The 21,407-nt window shown below is 27.1% G+C and carries 17 protein-coding genes; 8 read left to right on the top strand and 9 right to left on the bottom strand.

Annotated features, from left to right (window positions below; genetic code table 11):
* The 3 genes from ABJG40_RS09075 to ABJG40_RS09065 all read right to left on the bottom strand — a co-directional run.
* Positions 1–839, bottom strand: an 839-nt coding sequence (locus ABJG40_RS09075) for a DUF5723 family protein (RefSeq protein ID WP_348024271.1), incomplete at its 3' end; no start/stop codon positions are given.
* Entirely contained in the window at positions 832–1,377 is a 546-nt protein-coding gene (locus ABJG40_RS09070; protein WP_348024270.1) for a hypothetical protein, read from the bottom strand. The genes ABJG40_RS09075 and ABJG40_RS09070, both read right to left, overlap by 8 nt.
* 30 nt (positions 1,378–1,407) lie before the next feature.
* Positions 1,408–2,094, bottom strand: coding sequence for a YjjG family noncanonical pyrimidine nucleotidase (locus ABJG40_RS09065; protein ID WP_348024269.1), 687 nt, complete (start codon positions 2,092–2,094; stop codon positions 1,408–1,410).
* An 86-nt stretch (positions 2,095–2,180) separates the two neighbouring features.
* On the opposite strand from ABJG40_RS09065, the gene ABJG40_RS09060 reads away from it, so the two are divergent.
* The gene (locus ABJG40_RS09060; protein WP_348024268.1) at positions 2,181–3,386 is read left to right on the top strand and encodes an oligosaccharide flippase family protein; all 1,206 of its coding nucleotides are present in this window, start codon (positions 2,181–2,183) and stop codon (positions 3,384–3,386) included.
* Positions 3,379–3,972 (top strand): DapH/DapD/GlmU-related protein, encoded by a 594-nt coding sequence (locus tag ABJG40_RS09055; protein WP_348024267.1) that lies wholly within the window; start codon positions 3,379–3,381, stop codon positions 3,970–3,972. The genes ABJG40_RS09060 and ABJG40_RS09055 overlap by 8 nt, the downstream gene beginning before the upstream one ends.
* Before the next feature lie 22 nt (positions 3,973–3,994).
* On the opposite strand, the gene ABJG40_RS09050 is transcribed toward ABJG40_RS09055, so the two are convergent.
* From ABJG40_RS09050 to ABJG40_RS09030, 5 genes are all read right to left on the bottom strand, one after another.
* Complete coding sequence (locus tag ABJG40_RS09050) at positions 3,995–5,002, bottom strand: polysaccharide deacetylase family protein (RefSeq protein WP_348024266.1); 1,008 nt, start codon at positions 5,000–5,002, stop codon at positions 3,995–3,997.
* A 21-nt stretch (positions 5,003–5,023) separates the two neighbouring features.
* Positions 5,024–5,929, bottom strand: a complete 906-nt coding sequence (locus ABJG40_RS09045) for a GNAT family N-acetyltransferase (RefSeq protein WP_348024265.1) — start codon at positions 5,927–5,929, stop codon at positions 5,024–5,026.
* 1 nt (position 5,930) lies between these two features.
* Positions 5,931–7,235 carry a polysaccharide deacetylase family protein gene (locus tag ABJG40_RS09040; RefSeq protein WP_348024264.1) on the bottom strand — a complete coding sequence of 435 codons (1,305 nt, stop codon included), beginning with the start codon at positions 7,233–7,235 and terminating at the stop codon, positions 5,931–5,933.
* Positions 7,236–7,306: 71 nt separating this feature from the next.
* Positions 7,307–7,993: a DNA repair protein RadC gene (gene radC / locus ABJG40_RS09035; RefSeq protein WP_348024263.1), complete on the bottom strand. Its 687-nt coding sequence runs from the start codon at positions 7,991–7,993 to the stop codon at positions 7,307–7,309.
* A 36-nt stretch (positions 7,994–8,029) separates the two neighbouring features.
* Positions 8,030–10,288 carry a tetratricopeptide repeat protein gene (locus ABJG40_RS09030; RefSeq protein ID WP_348024262.1) on the bottom strand — a complete coding sequence of 753 codons (2,259 nt, stop codon included), beginning with the start codon at positions 10,286–10,288 and terminating at the stop codon, positions 8,030–8,032.
* A gap of 176 nt (positions 10,289–10,464) precedes the next feature.
* Between ABJG40_RS09030 and trkA the strand changes: the two genes are divergently transcribed.
* From trkA to ABJG40_RS09000, 6 genes are all read left to right on the top strand, one after another.
* Positions 10,465–11,811 (top strand): Trk system potassium transporter TrkA, encoded by a 1,347-nt coding sequence (gene trkA, locus ABJG40_RS09025; protein WP_348024261.1) that lies wholly within the window; start codon positions 10,465–10,467, stop codon positions 11,809–11,811.
* A gap of 4 nt (positions 11,812–11,815) precedes the next feature.
* Positions 11,816–13,315: a potassium transporter TrkG gene (locus tag ABJG40_RS09020; RefSeq protein ID WP_348024260.1), complete on the top strand. Its 1,500-nt coding sequence runs from the start codon at positions 11,816–11,818 to the stop codon at positions 13,313–13,315.
* A gap of 117 nt (positions 13,316–13,432) precedes the next feature.
* Positions 13,433–17,440: a lamin tail domain-containing protein gene (locus ABJG40_RS09015; RefSeq protein WP_348024259.1), complete on the top strand. Its 4,008-nt coding sequence runs from the start codon at positions 13,433–13,435 to the stop codon at positions 17,438–17,440.
* A 25-nt stretch (positions 17,441–17,465) separates the two neighbouring features.
* Positions 17,466–17,633, top strand: coding sequence for a hypothetical protein (locus ABJG40_RS09010; protein WP_348024258.1), 168 nt, complete (start codon positions 17,466–17,468; stop codon positions 17,631–17,633).
* Positions 17,634–17,718: 85 nt separating this feature from the next.
* Positions 17,719–18,858, top strand: coding sequence for a hypothetical protein (locus tag ABJG40_RS09005; RefSeq protein ID WP_348024257.1), 1,140 nt, complete (start codon positions 17,719–17,721; stop codon positions 18,856–18,858).
* Complete coding sequence (locus tag ABJG40_RS09000) at positions 18,848–19,942, top strand: nucleotidyltransferase family protein (RefSeq protein WP_348024256.1); 1,095 nt, start codon at positions 18,848–18,850, stop codon at positions 19,940–19,942. The genes ABJG40_RS09005 and ABJG40_RS09000 overlap by 11 nt, the downstream gene beginning before the upstream one ends.
* On the opposite strand, the gene ABJG40_RS08995 is transcribed toward ABJG40_RS09000, so the two are convergent.
* Positions 19,926–21,278 (bottom strand): Mur ligase family protein, encoded by a 1,353-nt coding sequence (locus ABJG40_RS08995; protein WP_348024255.1) that lies wholly within the window; start codon positions 21,276–21,278, stop codon positions 19,926–19,928. The two genes, ABJG40_RS09000 and ABJG40_RS08995, sit on opposite strands and share 17 nt — an antisense overlap.
* Positions 21,279–21,407 lie beyond the last annotated feature (129 nt).

Genomic DNA, 21,407 nt, shown 5'->3' with positions numbered 1-21,407 from the left:
AAACCAAAATCTACAATACTTCCTGTAATTTCTATTTGATCTGTAACATGATATGTAAAACCCATATCTAAACCAACACCAAAATTAGGTCCCAAAAAAGTATTACTTAAAATAGCACCAGAATCGTCTATATATTTATTGTTTTCAATTAAACCTGCAGTTCTAATAGTTATATCTGTGTCATTTAAATAATGACTATAGATATTATTAACTCCTTCTACAGTTGTAAATGTTCCTGTATTATTACTACTTTCTAAATTTAACGCAGAAGAATACATTTTAAACCTTCCTCCTAAAGTTAATTTTTCATTTATTTTTTTAGTTACTCCAAAATGTAATACTCCTAGAACATCAACTTTATATAGTATTTGAGATAAATCGAAACTTTTATTTAAATATGCAGAATTTCCTTCTGTAATAAGTGTTATTGGGTCTTTTGGGAAATAAGATATTGCGTCAAATTCTTGATAAAAACCAAAACTGAAATAAAAATCATCTTTAAATCTAAAACCAGTATTTAAAACTTCTAGCTGAAAATTTAACTTCAGATGATCTCTTGTACTTAAAGTATTTAAAACAGTAGAAACTTTATCATTTATAGAAATATTATTAGAGGCAAATACATCTGAAATAGAAAAACCTGTTGAACCAAACTCTGATGAAATTCCAGATAAAAATGGCACTCCTATATGATATTTATAATTAGTTTCTGTACCAGGGTTTAGCAAAAGGGCTTGTGGCAACTCTGCAAAATCATATAAAACTTGTTTGTTTTGACTCTTGGCTGTAATTGTAAATAATACAAATAAAATTGTAATAAATCTTTTTATATTATGCATCTGTATCAAAATATAATTTTAGAGATGATTTTAGTTCAAATTCTGTTGTAGAATATGGATCTAAAGGTGTAATAGTATCATCCATTTTAACTGTTACACTTACTTTAGATGTATTTTTCACATTAAGATTAGAATTGACTTCTATTACTTCTAAAAATTTAAAATCTAAATTATTTGCATTTATTTTTATTTGCTGAAAACGGTGAGTTCTAGAATCATTTATATCTAATAATTCTATTATAATTGTAAAATCTCTATCAAGCTCATTCTTAATTTCAATATTAAAATCTAATTTAACTAATTTGTCTTTTACATAACTTCTATCAAAAATTCTAAAATTTGTAACATCAGTTATTTCAGATTCTTGAATTCCTGAAGAGTTAAAAAATTGAAAAGGTAAAATTTTAAACGATGTTAAAGCTACGCTAAACTCTGGTGCAGCAGAGTAGTCTTCAAATTGAGTAAAATCTAAATCATCTACACAAGAAGTTATTGATAAAAAAAATAAAAATAAGGGTATTATTTTTTTAGAGGGCATATTGTATATTTATTTGAAAACGATTAAAGGTTAAATATATTGTTTTATTTCTAAAAGCGATTTTACAGTTATAAATATATCATTTTCTTCAATCTCTTTATTAAAATTACAATGAATTGCTTTCATACCAACTTTTAATGCTCCATTTATATCTGCTTCAATATTATCTCCTATCATTATAGAATTTACACTTTCTGCTTTAGCAACTTCTAAAGCATAATTAAAAACTTTAGGGTTTGGTTTTTTCACGCCTACAGATTCAGACGTAATTACTTTATCAAAATAATGATGAATATTCGAATTTATTAATTTTTTACTCTGTACTTCTTCAAAACCATTTGTAATAATATGCAGTTTATATTTGTCTTTTAAATAATCTAAAATTTCAAATGTTCCATCAAAAAGATAATTAAAATCAGCCAAAAACGCTATATATTGCTCTGCAATTACATCAATCATTTCATCAGTAATTCTGTAATTAATTGCATCAAAAGTCTTTTTTAGCCTACCATACCTCAACTCACTTTTTGTTACTTTCTCTTCTCTATATAGTTTCCAGTACTCAAAATTCAATGGTTTGTAAACTTCTAAAAAAGAAGTTAGGTCTGTATTTATATTATTAATCGTAAATACTTTTTGAAATGTTAAGTCAGAATTTTTCTCAAAATCCCATAAAGTATGGTCTAAGTCAAAGAAGACGTGTTGTATATTTTTCATTTATATTATATTTGAAAAAAACTTTTTAATTGATACCAAAAATAAAGAAAAAACATTTATCTATTTTTTTTAAAAACATTTTAGTAATGTTTAGAGGAACCCTAATTTCTCAGGTTTTTGCAGTTATTGGTTCTCTTTTTCTAGCAAAAATTTATGGAGAAGAAGCATATGGTGTTTTTGGTGTTTTTATTAGTACAATAAATATTACATCTATTATATCTACGTTACAATTGGATAAATGTATTGTAACTTCTAAACATAAAAAAGAAAGTATAAATTGGTTTAATTTTTTATTAATTCTAATTCCTTTAATCTCAATTTTAATTTCATTACTATTATTTCTAATTTCAAATTATTTTTTTGAAGAGAAATTTGATTTAACCATTATTTTACTTGCAACTATTGGTTCTTTAATATTTACATATAATATAATAAACGAAAGTTATTTCACCTTTAATAAAGAATTCTCTACAATCTCAAATTCAAGAGTCTTTTTAACGATTGGCAATGTATTATTTCAATTTGTTCTTTATTCTTATTATAACTTATTGGGTTTAATCATTGGTTTTTTAATTTCTCAATTTTTCTTGTTACTTTATTATTTATTTAAAAATAGAAGTGTTTTTTCTAAAACGAACTTTAAAGCAATCAAAAATGGAATAAAAATGAACGCTACGATTGTAAAATTTTTACTCCCTTCCAATACTATCAATAGTTTCGCAAATAATTTAATGCCAATATTAATTCTTACTTTTTTTGGAGCTAAAGAGGCAGGAGTTTACTTCTTTAGTATTAAAATTTTAGGAACTCCTTTATTTTTAATATCATCTTCAATATCTAAAGTATATTTTCAGAAATCTTCTGAACTTCTGATAGAAAATAAAAGTGAATTATTTAAACTAACTAAAAAAATTGTAACAACAAACTTACTTCTAATGTTAGGATTTCTAATTATAGTTAATACTGTTGGGATGTATATTTTAGAGCACTTTTTTGATAAAAACTGGATTAATTTAAGACTTTACACGTTAATTTTATCTATTCTTATCTTTGCAAGAACATCTTTTAATCCTATAAGTAGTTTAATTGTTGTTTTAAATAAAAACTTAGAAAGTTTAATTTTTAATGTTTATTTATTTATTATTAATTTAATTGCTATTTATGTTGGATATTTATACAACAATATAACTATAACTATTTTTGTTCTTGCCATTTTTGGAGGAGTCGGTTATTTATTATTACTCGCTTATTTTTTAAATCATTTAAAATCTATTACACAAAATAATGTTTAAAAAAATTGATTTTCTCTTTTTCGGATGGATTATAAATTGGTTGTACCCAAAATATTACAGACCAAAGTATGGTTATAAAAGATATTATATTTTATTTTTTCATTATTTAATTCCGCAAAAATTATTCAGGCTAAACCCTAAAGTTAAATGGCCAGTACATTTTACTTCAAAAGTTTTAGCTCCTGAAAATATAACAAAGGGTATTTTATGCGATCCTGGTGATAACCTTAATAATTATATACAAGCAAATAATGGAATTATTTTTGGCTCAAATATAGAATTAGGTCCTGGTGTTAGTATCATTTCATCTAATCACAACTCTTCTAATTTAAGAGAGCATGTAAAAGGAAAACCAATTACGATTGGAAATCATGTTTGGATTGGAGCTAATAGCACTATTTTGCCTGAAGTTTCTATTGGAAATAATGTAATTATTGGAGCAAACTCTATAGTTACTAAAGACATACCAGCAAATTCTGTAGCTCTTGGAAATCCTTGTAAAGTTATCAAACAAAAAGAAAAATATTCTGAAGATCTTAGTAAGATTATATTCAATAAAAAAATCCCTAAAAATAAATATCTTTAAAGTTTTACTAGTTTAATAAAGATTATTTTCTTTTTATTATATGCTTGTCTAATAATCTTTTTATAAAATACAAAATCAATTCACCTTTTACAATAGTTTCAGCGGTATAAACAGTATTATATTCCATCGGAATTCTTTGTATATTATTAATTTCAGTTACCTCATCTTTTATTCCTGCTGTACCAAAAGTTAAAATATTTTTTTTCTTTGTTTCTTTAAAAAAATCAGATGAAACCCCATTATCAGAAAAAGGAAAAGAAAAAAACAATTTATCTATATTAAATGTTTTTTTTAAAAAATTTACACTTTCTAAAGTCTCTTCTAATTGATCTTTTAAAGAAAGTTCTAAATAATAAGGATGAGATTTACTATGACCTCCAACATAGAATCCTTTTTCAATTAAAATTTTTATTTGCTGCTTGGTTAAATAAGGAGTATCTATTTCTAGAAAATTAGAAATATTAATAGACAAACACCTACATAATTTGTCAATTAAAATTGTATCAACATATTTTAATTCTTTTAAATAACCGTAATTAAAAACAATGCTACCAATTTCTTTCTTTACAAGATTTTTCTCTTCTTTTGTTAGTTGTTTTTTAGACAATCTTTCAATTAATAAATTTATTTTATACCTAAAAAAAAGAGCCTTATTATCAATAAAATTAGTATTGATAAAATTAATTGCAAATACCTTTTCTTTTATTAAAATAGGCATTACAACATCATAAAAATTAGATAGTCCATCATCAAAAGATAAAAAAAAATTAAACTGTTTTTTATAATTTTCTTTGCTTAATAAATCTTTTTGAGAAATAGATTTAAAATGCTTTTTAAAAAAATGAAGATCTCTAATGAACTCTTCTTTATTTTTTGCTTTGTATAAATGTTTGGTAATAACATCATCGTTTTCTTTTACAAAGTGATAAAAAGGATATATAATTCTTTTTCTTGATAACTTCATTAAAAATGAAACAGGTAAAAAATTATATAAAAAACTAAACTTAAAAAAATATTCTTTTGGAGACATTAATTATTAAGGTTGATAAATTTATTTCTTAAAAAATTTCAATAATTTAGGTAGGTTATTATATTTTAATTCTATATAATTCTCAATGCTTGATCCAAAACTCAAATTAAATTTTTTTATACTCTCAATAGATGAACCTCCAAAATCAAAAAACTCATAACCTTTATAATACCTACAAATAGCTCTTTCTATTAAAAAAGTATTTGCTCCATTTTTACGATTATTAAAATCTGTAGATGATACTAATTTTACAATTCTTTTTTTATCCATTAAAAAAAAGCCAGAAGCAACCAGCATACCTTCTTCATTATAAACAGACAATATTTCTCCTTTCTTTCTTTTAATACAAGTTTTCATTAAACTTGTCAAAGTTGCATAGTCTTTTTCTTTAAATTCTTTTACTCTTTTACCTACATTAGATGAATGTAAATCAATGAGATTCTTTGGAGAATACTCTATCTTTACAAATAATTTATTTTTTTTCGCTTTTAATAAATCTTTTTTTCTATCTCTTCTAAATTTAGATAATAGAATTTCATAAGGTTCTTTTAAATCTAAAAATTGAAGGTGTCTTTTCTTTTGATACAGATGAAACATTGAAAAAGAGTTACGTGTGTTAGTTCTCGTTTCTACAAATCTAAAAGTTTCAAATAGTTTAATTAAAAATTCATTTTCGTTTTCATCTTCTCTTGTAAAAATCCCTAATTGAATCAACCAAAAAGGAGTATATATATATTTTATTCCATATTTCTTACGCAACGGAATTGGCATTACAGCATCATAATCACCCAACACCAAAACATCCCAATTTTCAGCTACAATATCTAAATACCAAGAAAAGGCATAAATTCTAGATTGTATAGACTGCTCTATACAAGCATCATATTTTATCGTATTTAAATCTTTTCTTTTTATGTATTTTATCATCTTAAGAAGTAGCAATTTTAATCATAGAATCATACAATCTTTTCCAACCTTTCCAGCGATCATAATTACTTAAACTTTCATTATGAAATAGTGTTATAAATGTTCCGTTTACAGCTTTTACTTCATTTTTAAGATCTCTAATTCTGCCTAATGATTGTCTTGGTGTAAGTTTCATATAATTATTTAAAGTAGTATCCATTAAAGCAAATGGAAATATTTTAAGAGGCGTTTGAATTTCAAAATCTAAATCGTAAAAATAAAAAGGAGTACATGTGCTTGCTCTAAAACCTACATTACTTGCATAGCCCATAGAATGATCTTCTAAAATTTCTAAATCTATTAAATTTTGATAAGTTTCTGGCAAACTAAAACGTAAATAATGTTGTCTAGATCTTTGAATAGGCATATTAATAATTTGCTCTAATCTAATTTTTTCTTTTTTTAATAATTCTGTATTATTCATTGTAAAATAAGATGGATGTAAGCCTACTCTTGCATAATCTACCATTTCTTTAATTAACAATCTATATTTATTTTTAGAAGCAGAAACATTGGTATCAAAAGTGGTATAATCTCCTATTAAAAAAAAGAAAATAGTTCTAATATTTTTGCCTTTTCTAATGTCTAAAATTTGTTGAAAAGTATCGAAAGGATCTTTTTTAATATTAAAAGTAACCGCAAACCTGTTCCATACATTTACCAATCTAAAATGAAACAAATCATTAAAAAAACCACCAATACCTCTAACCAAACTCTTGTATTTATAAGCATAAGCATTGTCTATATCTACTGTAGAAATAAATTTATATTCACGCTTATTATATTTATAGTTTGGGAACTTTTCTTTTAAAGCATCTAATAATTTATACGCCCAGATATCTACAACAGGTTTTTCTAAAAAACGATATTTAAATGCCAAACTTTGTTCTGCTGTATAACGCCCATGCTTGTCTTTTACATGTGGTAAATATTCTTCATATCTAGAAATTAGATAGAAACTTGCAGCAAAAATATCGTAAGGAATTGCAGATTTAGCACCAGCTTTAAAAAAACAAGGAACCTCATCCCATTTTTGGATAACAATTTCCATATCATTAACCCCTTGCTCAAATAACAAGTCGTTGCTTTTTACAAAAAACTCATTTCCTAAAGGAGTTTTTGTATAGGTCATTTTGGGACCATTATGTGCTACAAATTCTTCTATTTTAGAAGTAAAATCTACAGGTATTAATAAAGTTCTAGTAAGAATATGCTTAAATATATAACGAACTCTTGGGGTAATTTTATGTGTGTAGATTAGTATCATCGTTTTAAATTGCAGTTTTCAGTAGCAGTTTTAAACAGTTACTTAATGTAAACTGGTTCTCAAACTGCAAACTATATTAATCCTTCATCTGCAAAGCTAAAATACGCTTTTTCAGTAATTATTAAATGATCTAAGAGTTTAATATCTAAAGTAATTCCTGCTTCTTTAATTTTTTGAGTTAGTTGTTTATCTGCATTACTAGGTTGTAATTTTCCTGATGGATGATTATGACAAACTATGATACCAACTGAAGCTAATTCTAAAACCCTCTTAAACAGCAATCTTACATCTACAACAGTGGCTGTTAACCCCCCTTTACTAATTTGATATTTTGCTAAAACTTTATTAGAATTATTTAAAAATAATACCCAAAATTCTTCGTGTTCTAGATCTCCAATAATGGGTTGCATTACATTAAATACATCTTTACTACTTGTAATTTTTGATTTTTCTAAAGCCTCCTCTAATTGTCTTCTTTTGCCTAATTCTAAGGCTGTAATAATAGCAATTGCTTTTGCTTCTCCTATTCCTTTAAAAGTAGTAAGTTTTTCTACAGATAGTTTTGCTAGTTCATTTATATTACCTGCAACAGATTGAAGAATTCTTTTAGACAAAGCAACTGCGCTTTCATTTCTATTTCCAGAACCTATAAGTATTGCTATTAATTCTGCATCTGATAGCGATATTTTTCCCTTTGCAATCAGTTTCTCTCTTGGTCTATCATCTAAAGCCCAAGATTTAATGGTTAACTTTTCCATATTCTTTTTTATAAAAATACGAAAATGATTTTAATACTATAATTGATTTAAAAAGCTTCTATATTGTTGATTATCTGGATATAAATCAATTAATTTTCTTACTATATTTTTTGCTTTCGTTTTTTGGTCTGACTTAGAATACACATATGCTAAAACATATAATAGTCCTTCATTATTACTATCAAACTTTAAACCAGAAACTATTGATTTTTCTGCATTTTTATAATCTTGCTTCTTATCATATAATAAGCCTAAATTATAATAAACACGAATATTTTCTGGCATAATTTTAGTTGCTTTTTTAAGCTGAATAATTGCATCATCAACTCTATTTATTTCTGCATACAATAACGCTAAAGAATAATAAACAGGTCCAAATTCTGGTTCTTGTTTAATTACTTCTTTAAAGGTTTCTTCTGCCTTTTTATATTGCTTATTATTGTAATATAAAGTTGCTAAATTTATTCTAATTTGGTTGTTAATATTATCTATAGAAAGTGCACTTTCATAACTCTCAATACCTTTTTGTAGATTTCCTGATTTAATATAAAATCTTCCTTTTTTAATTCTTGTCCCAACAAAATCAGCATTCGTTTTTAAATGTGTAAAAAATTCTTTTTTTACTTTTTTATAACTTTCTTTATAAGCTTCTGGAATTTCTGTTTCGGTTACATTTCCTAATCCAAAGAAGGTTTTAATTCTAATACTTCTTTTAGGATCTTCTAGCAACGGTAAAAAATAAGATGTATAATCTGTAGAGTTTACATTACTTAAAACATCTACAGTTGCTCCTCTTACTAGTGCAGAATCATCATTTAAAAGCGATATATATTCTTGTACAAAATTCTGTGCATTATAATTAGACAATACTTTTGTTGCAGATGCTCTTACTATTTCTGGTTGATTTTTATCATGCATCAACTCTATTAAACCAATATGTCCATTAGGTTGCATTGTAATTCCTGGAGCTAATTTTTCTGAGTAATGAACAGAATCTACCTCTCCAAATAACTTGGTAAAGTTTTTAGCTGCCCAAACATCATCTTTATCTGTATGACAACCAGAACATGCATTTGGTGTTCCGTATTTTAGACTTAAATCTGGTCTTGGCACTCTAAAGCTATGATCTCTTCTAAAATCATTGCCCATATAAAAACGACCTGGCATATGACAATTTATACATTTTGACGACTCTGTATTTTGTTCATGAAAATGATGCTTAGGTGTATCGTATTTTTCTGGCACATGACATTGAGCACACAATTTATTTCCATCAAACTTTAGTTTTAACGAATGTGCATCATGACAATTGGTACATGTAACATCGTTTTGATACATTTTACTTTGCGTAAATGAACCATAAACATAATCTTCATCTAAAATTTGTCCATCTGCTTGATATAATCTCTCTTCTAATAGTTGAGGATAATAATGATCTAACATAGTTCCTTCAAAATTAAAAGCTTCAGAAAATTGCTCTCTTCTCATATGACAACGCGCACATTGATCTACTAATTCTTTAGAATCTGTTTCTGTTGTCATTTGAAAACTTCCATTTGCAACATATTTTTCTCCCATTGTTTCCACATCAGTAACATGTTGTTTTCCTGGTCCATGACAAGCTTCGCAGTTTACATTTATGATTGCAAATTCTGTATCATAACTATGTGTTTTTTCATCATAATTCTTACGAACATTTGTAGAATGACAATCTGCACACATATTATTCCAATTTAAACCTCCTCTAGACCAATGCAACCATTCTGAATGTACTACTTTAAAATCTGGATATAAATCGAACCATTTATTCTTTACAGAATCCCAAGCAGTTCTTAAACACTGATAATGTCCGTCAGGAAATTGAACTATATATTGTTGTAATGGAGTAATACCAAAAGTATATACAATTTTATAATCGTGATTTTTACCATCTGGTCCTTCTGTATTTACATAAAAGTCTTTTCCTTTTTTAAAAAAGAGAGAAGTTACGCCTTGACTTGTAAATTTTTTATTATTAAATTTTCCAAGTATTGAAACACTATCTGCAACTTGCATTGCTTTATCATGATGAGAACCTTCCCATTTTTTAAATTGATCTTGATGACATTCTTTACATTTTTGATCACCTAAAAAATGGCTATCTGGTATCAGTTTTCCCGAAAGAAAAACTCCTTTATCTTTTTCTATTTCTTTATATGCTATTTTTTTTTCACAAGATGAAAAGGTAAGTGCTATAAAAAATATTAAAGAGCATATTTTAAAGAAGTCTAAAGTATTAAAATCTTTTAATTTCACGAATATAGTATGTATAATTTTAGAAAGTAAATCTAAAGTTTCTATTTAGTAGAAAAAAAGATAATTGTCATTTTTTTTTTGATATTAATATTTATAATAAATTGAAAACCTTTATTTATTGTTATTTCCTGCAAAACTCTTTATATCTTTGTATTCTATTATTCTATCTTTAACATATGAAAATTATTATAGCTGGTGCTGGAGACGTTGGTTTTCACTTAGCTAAACTTCTTTCTTACGAATCTCAAGATACTTACATCATAGATTTTAATGGTGATAAACTTGAGTATATTAATAATCATTTAGATGTAATTACAAAAAAAGGAGATGCAACATCTATTAAATTATTAAAAGAAATAGGTATTGATTCAGCAGATTTATTAATTGCAGTTACCGATAGCCAAAATACAAATTTTACAATTTCTGTTATTGGTAAATCTTTAGGTGCTAAAAAAACAATTGCTAGAATAGATAACCCAGAATTTTTAAATAATTGCGAAGTTGATTTTAAACAATTTGGATTAGACTTTATGATTTCTCCACAAGAATTAGCAGCAAATGAAATTAAAATGCTGTTAGATCAATCTTCTTTTAACGACACTGTTGCTTTTGAAAGTGGTGTATTTAATGTAATGGGAACTCCTTTAGCGTATAACTCTCCTATTTTAGATTTAACAGTTAGTGAAGCAAAACAACAGTTTTCTAATGTAGATTTTATAACTATTGCTATTAAAAGACAAGGTATTTCTCAAACTATTATTCCTAGAGGAGATACAACTTATCAACTTAATGATCAAGTATATTTTTGTGTGCCTAATTATAGTATGAAAGACCTCTACCCTATTATTGGAAAGAAACAACTCAATATTAAAAATGTTATAATTCTAGGCGGAAGTAGTATTGGAATGAAAACTGCACGTAACCTCTGTGAAAATAACTATAAAGTAAAACTTATTGAAAAAAACAGAGAAAAAGCAGAAATACTTGCAGAAACTCTTAGTAATACTTTAATAATTAACGGAGATGGAAGGGATTTAGAACTTTTAGAAGAAGAAAATATTAGAGAAACTGATGCTTTTATTGCAGTTACAGGAAATTCTGAAACCAATATTATGTCTTGTTTAGTAGCAAAATCTAAAGGAGTAAAAAAGACAATTGCTCTTGTAGAAAACATGGATTATATTGATATTTCTCAAACTATAGGAATTCAATCTTTAATTAATAAAAAACTAATTGCTGCAAGTAATATTTTTAGACATATTAGACAAGGAGAAATTTTGGCTTTAGCAAACTTACACAACATTGATGCTGAAGTTTTTGAATTTGAGGCCCAAAAAGGAGATAAAATAACACAAAAACTTATTAAAGATTTACGTTTCCCTAGAGAAGCTGTATTTGGCGGAATCATTAGAAATGAGAAAGCAATTATGGCAACAGGAGAAGTTAAAATTAAAGTTGGAGATAAAGTAATTGTATTCTGTTTACCAGAAGCAGTTAGCGAAGTAGAAAAGTTATTTAAATAAAATAATGGGAGCATTAAATACTAAAATAATATTTCGTTTTTTAGGAATAACAGCAATTTTAAACGGATTCTTTATGTTTATTGCATATCCTTTTAGTGTTTATCATAATGAAAACGCACAATGGGGCATTTTAAGTTCTGGTGTTGTTACAATAATTATAGGATTGCTTCTTTATTTTTTAAACAAACCTAAAAGTACAAGTATCCAAAAAAAAGAAGGATACCTTATAGTAACTCTTGGTTGGTTAACTCTATCATTAACAGGTATGTTACCCTACCTATTATCAGAATCTATACTTAGTGTTACAGATGCTTTTTTCGAAACTATTTCTGGATATTCTACAACAGGTTCATCAATTTTAACAGATATAGAAGCAATGCCAAAAGGAATTTTATTTTGGCGAAGTGCAACACATTGGATTGGTGGAATGGGAATTATTGTTCTTACTATTGCAATTCTACCACTATTGGGTATTGGAGGAATGCAATTATTTATGGCAGAAGCTCCAGGACCTTCTGCAGACAAACTACACCCTAGAATTACTGATACTGCTAAAAGATTATATCTTATTTATGTAACTTTAACTTTAGTGCAATTTTTATTATTAAAAGTTGCTGGCATGTCTTGGTTTGATGCTATTAACCATGCAATGGCAACTATGAGTACTGGTGGTTTTTCAACAAAAAATAGTAGTGTTGCATTTTATAATAACTTACCTTTTGTACAATATATAATTATCATTTTTATGCTAATTGCAGGTACCAATTTTGTACTTACGTATTTTGCTCTAAAAGGTAAAATTCAAAAAGTATTTCAAAGTGAAGAATTTAAATATTATTTCTTTGGAATTATAGGGGTTTCTGCTTTAGTTACAGTAATTATATACTTTTTTCAAGACCCAAATTTACACACAACCATTAATCATCCAATGATTTTTGGTAAAGCAGAAAGCGCTATTAGACATTCTTTATTTATGGTTACCTCTGTTGTAACCACAACTGGTTTTGTAACTGCAGATTTTACAATGTGGAGTTTCTTTGCAACAGGTATTTTCTTTGCATTATTTTTTACAGGTGGTTCTGCTGGTTCAACCAGTGGTGGGGTAAAAATTGTTAGGCATATTGTAATGCTTAAAAACAGTTTTTTAGAATTTAAAAAAGCATTACATCCAAATGCAATATTACCAGTTAGATATGATGGAAAATCTGTAAATAAATCTATTGTATTTAACATACTTTCTTTTTTTATAATCTATATGCTTATTTTTATAATGTCTTCTGTTGTACTCACTCTATTAGGATTAGACTTTATTTCTGCATTAGGAGCAGCTGCATCGTCATTAGGAAATATTGGACCTGCAATTGGTTCTGTTAGTCCTGTTGATAGTTATGCTCATTTATCTGCTACAGCTAAATGGTTTTGTTCTTTTTTAATGTTAATTGGTAGATTAGAACTTTTTACCGTTTTAATTTTATTTACTCCTTTCTTTTGGAGAAAAAATTAAACATAAATTAATAAATCATTAAAAATACATTCTCTTTTTTATCTTATTGTTAATAATATATTTACGCTTTTTTTTTAATTTACTTTTTTCATATTTTAGAACTCTAAATTATTTAACATGAAACAAAAATACTTTTTAAAAATTGCATTGCTTTTTGCATTTGTAATGATTACAAATTCTTTTTTCGGACAAGGCTCTGAAAATTTCACAAACTCTACTGCAACTTCTTCTTATGCAGATGGAAGTTTCATCGGTAATAATTCAATTACTTGGAATTATGTAGCAAGTAGAGATGAAAACTCAGACGGTAATGGCGCTGGTATTGATGGTAATGCGCTAATGCTTAGACGATCTACAGAACCTAGCTCTGTTTCTGCAACATCTATATCTGGTGGTATTGGTAATTTTTCTGTAACACTATATAAAGGGTTTTCAGGTTCTGGAAATAGACAAGTAGAATTATTTATTAATGGAGATAGTAAAGGAACATCAGTAGCATTTGATGATGCTGATGATAAAGACAAGTATACATTTACAGTAAACAATATTAATATTTCAGGCAATTTCGATATAGAAATTAGAAATATAACTAGTAAACAGGTAATTGTTGATGATATCACTTGGACTGCTTATTCAAGTTCTACTCCAATTATTACTTTTGATACTGCAACAAGTTCTCAAACAGAAACTAATGCAACTTTTAATGTTAATATACCTGTTACCGTTTCTAATTACAATGGAAATCAAATAGATGTTTCTGTTAGTACTTCTGGTACTGCAGAAAGTACAGATTACACTCTAAATACAACTTCTTTATCTTTTACAGCAGATGGTTCGCAAAACATTTCTTTAGATATAAATCCTGATTCAGATGATTTTGATGATGAAACAATTATTTTAACTTTAACGGAAACAAGTACTGTTACAGGTTTAGCTATTTCTCAAAATACACACACTGTTACAATTACTGAAGATGAAACTGCACCTAGTATAACTTTTGATACTCTAACAAGTTCAGAAACAGAAACCGATGCAACTTTTACGAGTGCAAATATTCCAATTACTGTAAGCAACTATTCTGGTATACAAATAGATATTAACATAAGTGTTACAGGAGGAACAGCAGAAGCTAGTGATTATTCTTTTACAGCTCCTACAGCTTTATCTTTTAGTGCAAACGGAACCCAAAATATTACAGTAGACATAAATGATGATGCAGACTCAGATGATGAAACAATTATTTTAACAATTACAGAAACTAGTAGTGTAACAGGTTTAACAATATCCCAAGCTAACCATACTATTACAGTTACTGATAATGAAGGTCCAACTTCAATTTATACAGAAAATTTTTCTGGACAAAATAGTAAAGGAGCTGTTGGACCAGGAGGTTCTTCACCTACTATAGATCTATCTGATGTTGATTGGACTATTGACGTATCTAGTGTAGACCTTTCTGCAACAACAGATTGGTTTCAAGTAGCAAATGAAGTTTTTGAAGCAAGAGATATAGATGGAAATGCTTTTTGGTTATCTCCTTCAATAAATATTTCTTCATTTACTAATGTACAATTTAGTTTATCTGCTATTGAAAGTGGAGATATGGAAAGTGCTGATATTTTTTTAACTGAGTACAGAATTAATGGAGGTACTTGGACTGAAGCTTCTACAAATGGTAATTTAAATGATGATTTTTCAAGTGCAACTGTATCTGAAACTAATCTTAATGGTAGTACCTTAGAAATTAGAGTTACATTAAATAATAACGCTGGTACAGAATATCATAGATTAGATGATATTTTGGTAGAGGGCACACCTGCATCTTCAGATCCAACAATTACTTTCGATACTGCAACAAGTAATGAAACCGAAACAAACGCAACATTTGCAACATCTGGTATACCGATTACTTTAACAAATTATGATGCTAATGTTACTGTTACAGCAACTGTAAATGGAACTAGTACAGCAGAAGCTGGAGACTATGTTATAGATTTAACTCCGTTAGTTTTTGATACTAATGAAACTTTAAATATTCCTTTAAGTATTAACGCTGATACAGACTTTACAGGTGAAACTATCATTCTTGATATTACTGTTACCAGTGGTACAGCAGATATAACAACTAGCCAACATACAGTTACCATCACAGATGATGATATTCCTGCTATTTTTATTACAGAAATCATGTATGACTCACGATCAGTTCATGGAAGTGATGATGAATGGATAGAAATATATAATGGAAGTGGTTCAGATATAGATATTTCTAATTACACACTAGAATACAATAGTATTACTTTTACATTTCCAAGCTCAACAACTTTTACTAATGACTCATACATTGTTATTGCTGTTGGTAGTAATGGAGATGGAACTTTTAATAATGATAGTCCATTTACTCCTGACTTTAATAATTTATCTGTTGCTAATGCTACTGTTGCTAATACAGAAGACACAAATAATCTAACAAATTCTTCAAGAACTATTGAACTTAAAAATACAAGTGGTACAATTTTAGATACAGTTACTTATTCAGATACTAATGGTGCTGATTCTAATGGTAGTTCTTTTGAGTTAGTAGATACTTCTGTAGACAATTCAGCAACAAGTAGTAACTGGCAAGAAAGTGGCATTTTTGGAGGCTCTCCTAAAACTCTTGGCTCTTCATACTGGACAGGAGCAACTAGTACAGATTGGTCTGATGCAACAAACTGGAATGCTATAGGAATACCAACTTCAAATTCAAATTTTGTAATCTCAAACGGATTAACAAAATACCCTGTAGCTTCTGTAGCTGTTACTATAAATAAAGGCTTAATTAAATCTGGAGCAACATTAACAGCTCAATCTACATTTACAGGTACAGTAACTTACCAAAGAAACTTAGCAACAACAAATTGGTATTTAATATCTTCTCCTGTTTCAGGTGAAACTTATGATTCAGATTGGGTAGATGCTAGTAATATAGATGATACAAATGGTAGTGATAACAATGTTGGTATTGCAACTTACTCTACTATTAATGATACCTGGTCTTACCTACAAGATGGTGGCAGTGGTACATTTTCTAATGGAGTAGGTTATTCTGTAAAACAAAATTATTCTGGAGATCTATATTTTACAGGATCGTTAAACACAGAAAATGTAGCAACATCTGTTGTTACTGGTGGTAATGGCGGCTATAACTTAATAGGAAACCCTTTTACTACAAACCTTTCTTCTGCTATGTTTTTATCAGGAAACACAGCTAACTTAACTAATGAAACTATTTGGGTTTGGAATCAAGCAACAAGTTCTTATGATACATATGTAACTGAAGATAGTTTTATTCTTGCTCCAACTCAAGGTTTTTTTATAAGTGCAAATACTGATACTAATTTGAGTTTAGCAGAAACTTATCAAACTAATTCAACTGGTACTTTCCAAAAATCTACTAAAACAGAATTAAAATTATTTATGACAGATGGAAGTAGTGAAAGATATACAAGAATTAGTTATTTACAAAATGCAACAACTGCTTTTGACAATGGTTATGATGGAGAAACATTTGGAGGTATAAAAAATAGTCTTAATATATATACCAACTTAATAAAAGATAATATTGGTAAAAAATATCAAGTACAATCTTTACCAAACTCTGATTATGAAAATATGATAATTCCTATTGGTATTAATGCTGTTGGTGGTAAAGAAATTACTTTTACAGCAAATGTTTCTAATTTACCTACAAATATAAATGTGTATTTAGAAGATAGACAATTAAACACTTATACACGTTTAGACGAAACTAATAGCAAATATAAAATAACTTTAACAGAAGCTTTAAATGGAATAGGTCGATTTTATTTACATACAGCTTCTAGTGTTTTATCAACTGAAAACTTTAGTTTAGATAATATAAGTATATATAAGTCTGGTCTTTCAACTTTAAAAGTTGTTGGTGTACATAATGGGGCTACAAATATCAAATTATTTAATATTCTTGGAAAACAAATAATAAATACTTCTTTTCTATCTAACGGAGTTAAAGAAATTTCTTTACCAAAATTAGCGAAAGGAGTTTATATTGTTCAATTAGAAACGGAAAAAGGTAAATTGAACAAAAAAATTATTTTAGAATAAAACGAGAATTATAAAACAACACATCATGAAAAAACAAATAAATAATACTCAAAATATTTCTCGTAAAGAAGCTATTAAAAAAATTGGTAATTACGGTAAATATGCAGCGTTAACTGCCTTAGGTACTTATATGATTTTAAACCCACAAAAAGCGCAAGCTGCTAGTATGGAAGAACCAGGAACTGATTTCTAATAATTTTAAAATAGTTTAAAAAAACACCTCAATATTAGAGGTGTTTTTTTTTATATAAATAATAAAATAACTACTTTTATTTTTCATGAATAAACAAACAAATTTTTTATACAAAACAGCTGAAAACAAAACAATTGTTTGGTTCGAAAACAGCAATGAATACCTAATTTTAGAAAACACAACTGCAGATATTTTAAAAAGATTAAATAAAGGTATTTCTGTTAATGAAATTGCAGAAGCTTTATCAAAAAAACTATCTGTTCCAAAAGAAAAAACTATTGACTTTATTTTAGACTTAGAAAAAAGAATTTACGAGCCAAAAAATAGTAAAGAATTAGAAATTATAAACGATTATAGAGATATAAAAATACCTAAATCTTTTGAATACATTAAATATTATAAAATAAATAATCTTATTTTTAAAGTATCTTTTTTAAGTGAAAAAGAACTTTCTTTAGTACATCCAAAATTTTCTCATTTGGTTATTGAAAAATCAGAAATTTTTGATGTAGAGTTTGATGTTTTTATCAATAATAAATATATATTTCTTTTTGTTGATCAGAAATTAATTGGAGCTTGGAGTTATAAAAATATTCATTATTTTCAAGGTAAATTCTCTATGTTGTTAATACAGAAAATTCATCAAAAAGAAGAAAGTGAATGGATGGGTGTTTTTCATGCATCTGCCGTAAGTAATCAAAAAAAATCAATTCTTTTTTTAGGAGACTCTGGTAATGGAAAAAGCACTTCTTTAGCTCTTTTACAAGCAAATGGTTTTACTTGTTTAGCTGATGATTTTGTACCTATAGATATCGAAAAAAGAGAAGTTTACAGTTTTCCTTCTGCAATATCAATAAAGAAAAACAGTTTAGAAACACTACTACCCATTTATCCAGAATTAGAAACATCTGCAGAATATAATTTTAAAAGATTAAACAAAATTGTACGATATTTAAAGCCCAATAACAATAATTACTTTAGTCACTTACCCTGTAATGATTTGGTATTTATTAAATACGAAAAGGATTCTAACTTAATTTGTAAAGAAATATCTAAGGTAGATGCTTTTCAACAATTAGTTCCTGATTCATGGTTATCACCTAAAAAAGAAAATGCTAAAATATTTTTAGATTGGTTCGATTCTTTAACTTGTTACCAACTAACTTATTCTAATAATAATGAAATGATAAAAACGGTTTCAAAAATATTCAATAATGAATTATAAAGAAACCTTGTTTTTTATAGGAAAATGTTTGACTATAAATCATGAAGAAAAAAACAAAAAAATAATAGAAGAAAAATTAAAATCTTCAAATATAGATTGGGATTCTGTTGTAAAAGTTAGTACAGCTCATTTTGTTTTTCCTGCTTTATACTGCAATTTTAAAAAAGCAAAATTTCTTATTTACCTTCCTGAAGAACTTGTTAATTACATGGTTCATATTACCGATTTAAACCGAGAAAGGAATCTTCAAATTATTAAACAAGCGAAAGAAATTAATGCTCTTTTATTAGCTAATAACATTACACCTATTTTTTTAAAAGGCACAGGAAATTTACTAGAAGGTTTATATGATAACATTGCAGAAAGAATGGTTGGTGATATTGATTTTTTAGTTTCTAATAAAGATTTTAAAAAAACTATTGCTATTTTAAAAAATGATAAATACATTTCTAAAGCAGAAGTTTATATCGATTATCATTGGCACTATCCAAAGATGGTAAAAGATCAAAGAATTGCTGCTGTAGAAGTTCATAATAAAGTTTTAAAAAAACCCTATACTAAATATTTAGATTATACAACTCTAAAAGAAAATGCAATTATTATTAATAATTGTAAAGTAGCCTCTTTTGAAAATCAATTTTTAATAACTATTTTACAAAAACAGATTAATGATAATCTTTATCATTCTAAAACCATTACTCTAAGAAATGTTTACGATAGTTTTTTAATTTCAAATAAAATAATTTTAAATAAAAGACATATAAAAAACAGTACAATTATTAAATATCTTAACAATTATAAAAGATGTTGTTCTGAGCTCTTAAACTTTCCCAAAAGCATACAATTTACAGAAAACGAACTATCAAAAAAATATTTAGAGTCTTATATTAAAACTATAGAAAACTCTGAAATAGAACTCAAAAAAATTAAATTAATTAACTCTTTTATTACATTAAAAAATAAGCTTAAAGTTTTACAATATTCTTTTACAGACAAAGAATACCGTACTTATACCTTTAGAAGATTAAATAGTTTAAATTTTTATCTAAAACAACTAGGTTTTAAACCTAAACCAAACGCTTAACCTCATCAAAATCTAAACCACCATAATTACCAGAACTCATTAAAACAACTGCTGTTTTATCTAAATTCTGACTAAACAAAAAGTCTTTAAATTCTTGCGGATTTGTATAAATAATCAAATCATCACGTTCAAAAGCATTTGCTATTTGCTGCTCTGTAACCTCTTCTAGTTGTTTAATTTTTACTGCATGAGGAGAATAAAAAACAACAGCTTTATCAGCTGCATTTAATGCTCCTTTATATTCTGCTAAAAACTCAGCGTTTAAACTAGAATAGGTATGCAATTCTAAACAAGCCAAAACAGTTCTTTCAGAATACTGTTCTTTTACTGCTTTTGTAGTTGCTTCGACTTTACTTGGTGAATGTGCAAAATCTTTGAAAATAACTGTAGAATCACTTTCTGCAATTTTTTCTAATCGTTTACTGGCTCCAGAGAAACTAGCTATTGCTTCATAAAAATCATCTTCATCAATTCCCATATGTTGACAAATCCACTTTGCTCCTGCTAAATTTTGAAGATTGTGTTTACCAAAAATTTCTAAAGGCAAATCTCCTTCTTCAGTAACTAAAAAAGTAGTTCCGTTTTCAATAAAATATTCTGGAGTTGAATATGGGTATTTCTTAATATGATTTTCTGATGACTCTACAACACCTTTTACAATTGTATCTTCTTCATTATACACCATCATTCCTCCATTAATCATAGAATCTGTAAAAATCTTAAATTGCTCTACATATCCCTCAAAATTTGGAAAAACATTAATATGATCCCAAGCAATTCCACTTAACAAAGCAATATTTGGTTTGTACAAATGAAATTTAGGACGCATATCTATTGGCGAACTCAAATATTCATCTCCTTCTAAAACAATAAAATCGTTTTCTTTAGTTAAATGCACCATTGTTTCAAAACCTTCTAATTGTGCACCAACCATGTAATCTACTTCTTTTTCATGATAATTTAACACATGTAAAATCATAGAAGTTATGGTCGTTTTACCATGAGAACCTCCTATTACAACACGCGTTTTATCTTTAGATTGTTCATATAAAAACTCTGGATAAGAATAAATTTTCAATCCTAATTCTTGCGCTCTCAACAATTCTGGGTTGTCTTTTTTAGCATGCATCCCCAAAATAATAACATCCAATTCAGATGATATTTTCTCAGGAAACCATCCAAATTCATTTGGCAATAATCCGTATTTTTCTAAACGAGATTTAGAAGGATCATGAATTGTATCATCACTTCCTGAAACTTGGTATCCTTTTTGGTGTAAAGCAATTGCTAAGTTGTGCATTGCGCTTCCACCAATAGCAATAAAATGAATTTTCATCGAACAAAATTTAAAAAAGTAAAAATACAAAAGCTTTATACAATATAAAGTATCTTTAGAACGAAACTCAATTAAAAAAAGGTTTTACACAATAAAACAATGCGTTAACTAATTTATGTTTGTTTTACA

Origin of the sequence: Polaribacter sp., from assembly GCF_039939415.1 — a bacterium.
Taxonomy (GTDB): domain Bacteria; phylum Bacteroidota; class Bacteroidia; order Flavobacteriales; family Flavobacteriaceae; genus Polaribacter.
This window is presented reverse-complemented; position numbering and strand designations above follow the sequence as displayed.

Coding starts and splice junctions, on each gene's coding strand:
- ABJG40_RS09070 (WP_348024270.1), bottom strand. CDS start 1,377: ATGCCCTCTAAAAAAATAATACCCTTATTTTTATTTTTTTTATCAATA.
- ABJG40_RS09000 (WP_348024256.1), top strand. CDS start 18,848: ATGAATTATAAAGAAACCTTGTTTTTTATAGGAAAATGTTTGACTATA.
- ABJG40_RS09010 (WP_348024258.1), top strand. CDS start 17,466: ATGAAAAAACAAATAAATAATACTCAAAATATTTCTCGTAAAGAAGCT.
- ABJG40_RS09020 (WP_348024260.1), top strand. CDS start 11,816: ATGGGAGCATTAAATACTAAAATAATATTTCGTTTTTTAGGAATAACA.
- ABJG40_RS09015 (WP_348024259.1), top strand. CDS start 13,433: ATGAAACAAAAATACTTTTTAAAAATTGCATTGCTTTTTGCATTTGTA.
- ABJG40_RS09045 (WP_348024265.1), bottom strand. CDS start 5,929: ATGATAAAATACATAAAAAGAAAAGATTTAAATACGATAAAATATGAT.
- trkA (WP_348024261.1), top strand. CDS start 10,465: ATGAAAATTATTATAGCTGGTGCTGGAGACGTTGGTTTTCACTTAGCT.
- ABJG40_RS09060 (WP_348024268.1), top strand. CDS start 2,181: ATGTTTAGAGGAACCCTAATTTCTCAGGTTTTTGCAGTTATTGGTTCT.
- ABJG40_RS08995 (WP_348024255.1), bottom strand. CDS start 21,278: ATGAAAATTCATTTTATTGCTATTGGTGGAAGCGCAATGCACAACTTA.
- ABJG40_RS09055 (WP_348024267.1), top strand. CDS start 3,379: ATGTTTAAAAAAATTGATTTTCTCTTTTTCGGATGGATTATAAATTGG.
- ABJG40_RS09050 (WP_348024266.1), bottom strand. CDS start 5,002: ATGTCTCCAAAAGAATATTTTTTTAAGTTTAGTTTTTTATATAATTTT.
- radC (WP_348024263.1), bottom strand. CDS start 7,993: ATGGAAAAGTTAACCATTAAATCTTGGGCTTTAGATGATAGACCAAGA.
- ABJG40_RS09040 (WP_348024264.1), bottom strand. CDS start 7,235: ATGATACTAATCTACACACATAAAATTACCCCAAGAGTTCGTTATATA.
- ABJG40_RS09065 (WP_348024269.1), bottom strand. CDS start 2,094: ATGAAAAATATACAACACGTCTTCTTTGACTTAGACCATACTTTATGG.
- ABJG40_RS09005 (WP_348024257.1), top strand. CDS start 17,719: ATGAATAAACAAACAAATTTTTTATACAAAACAGCTGAAAACAAAACA.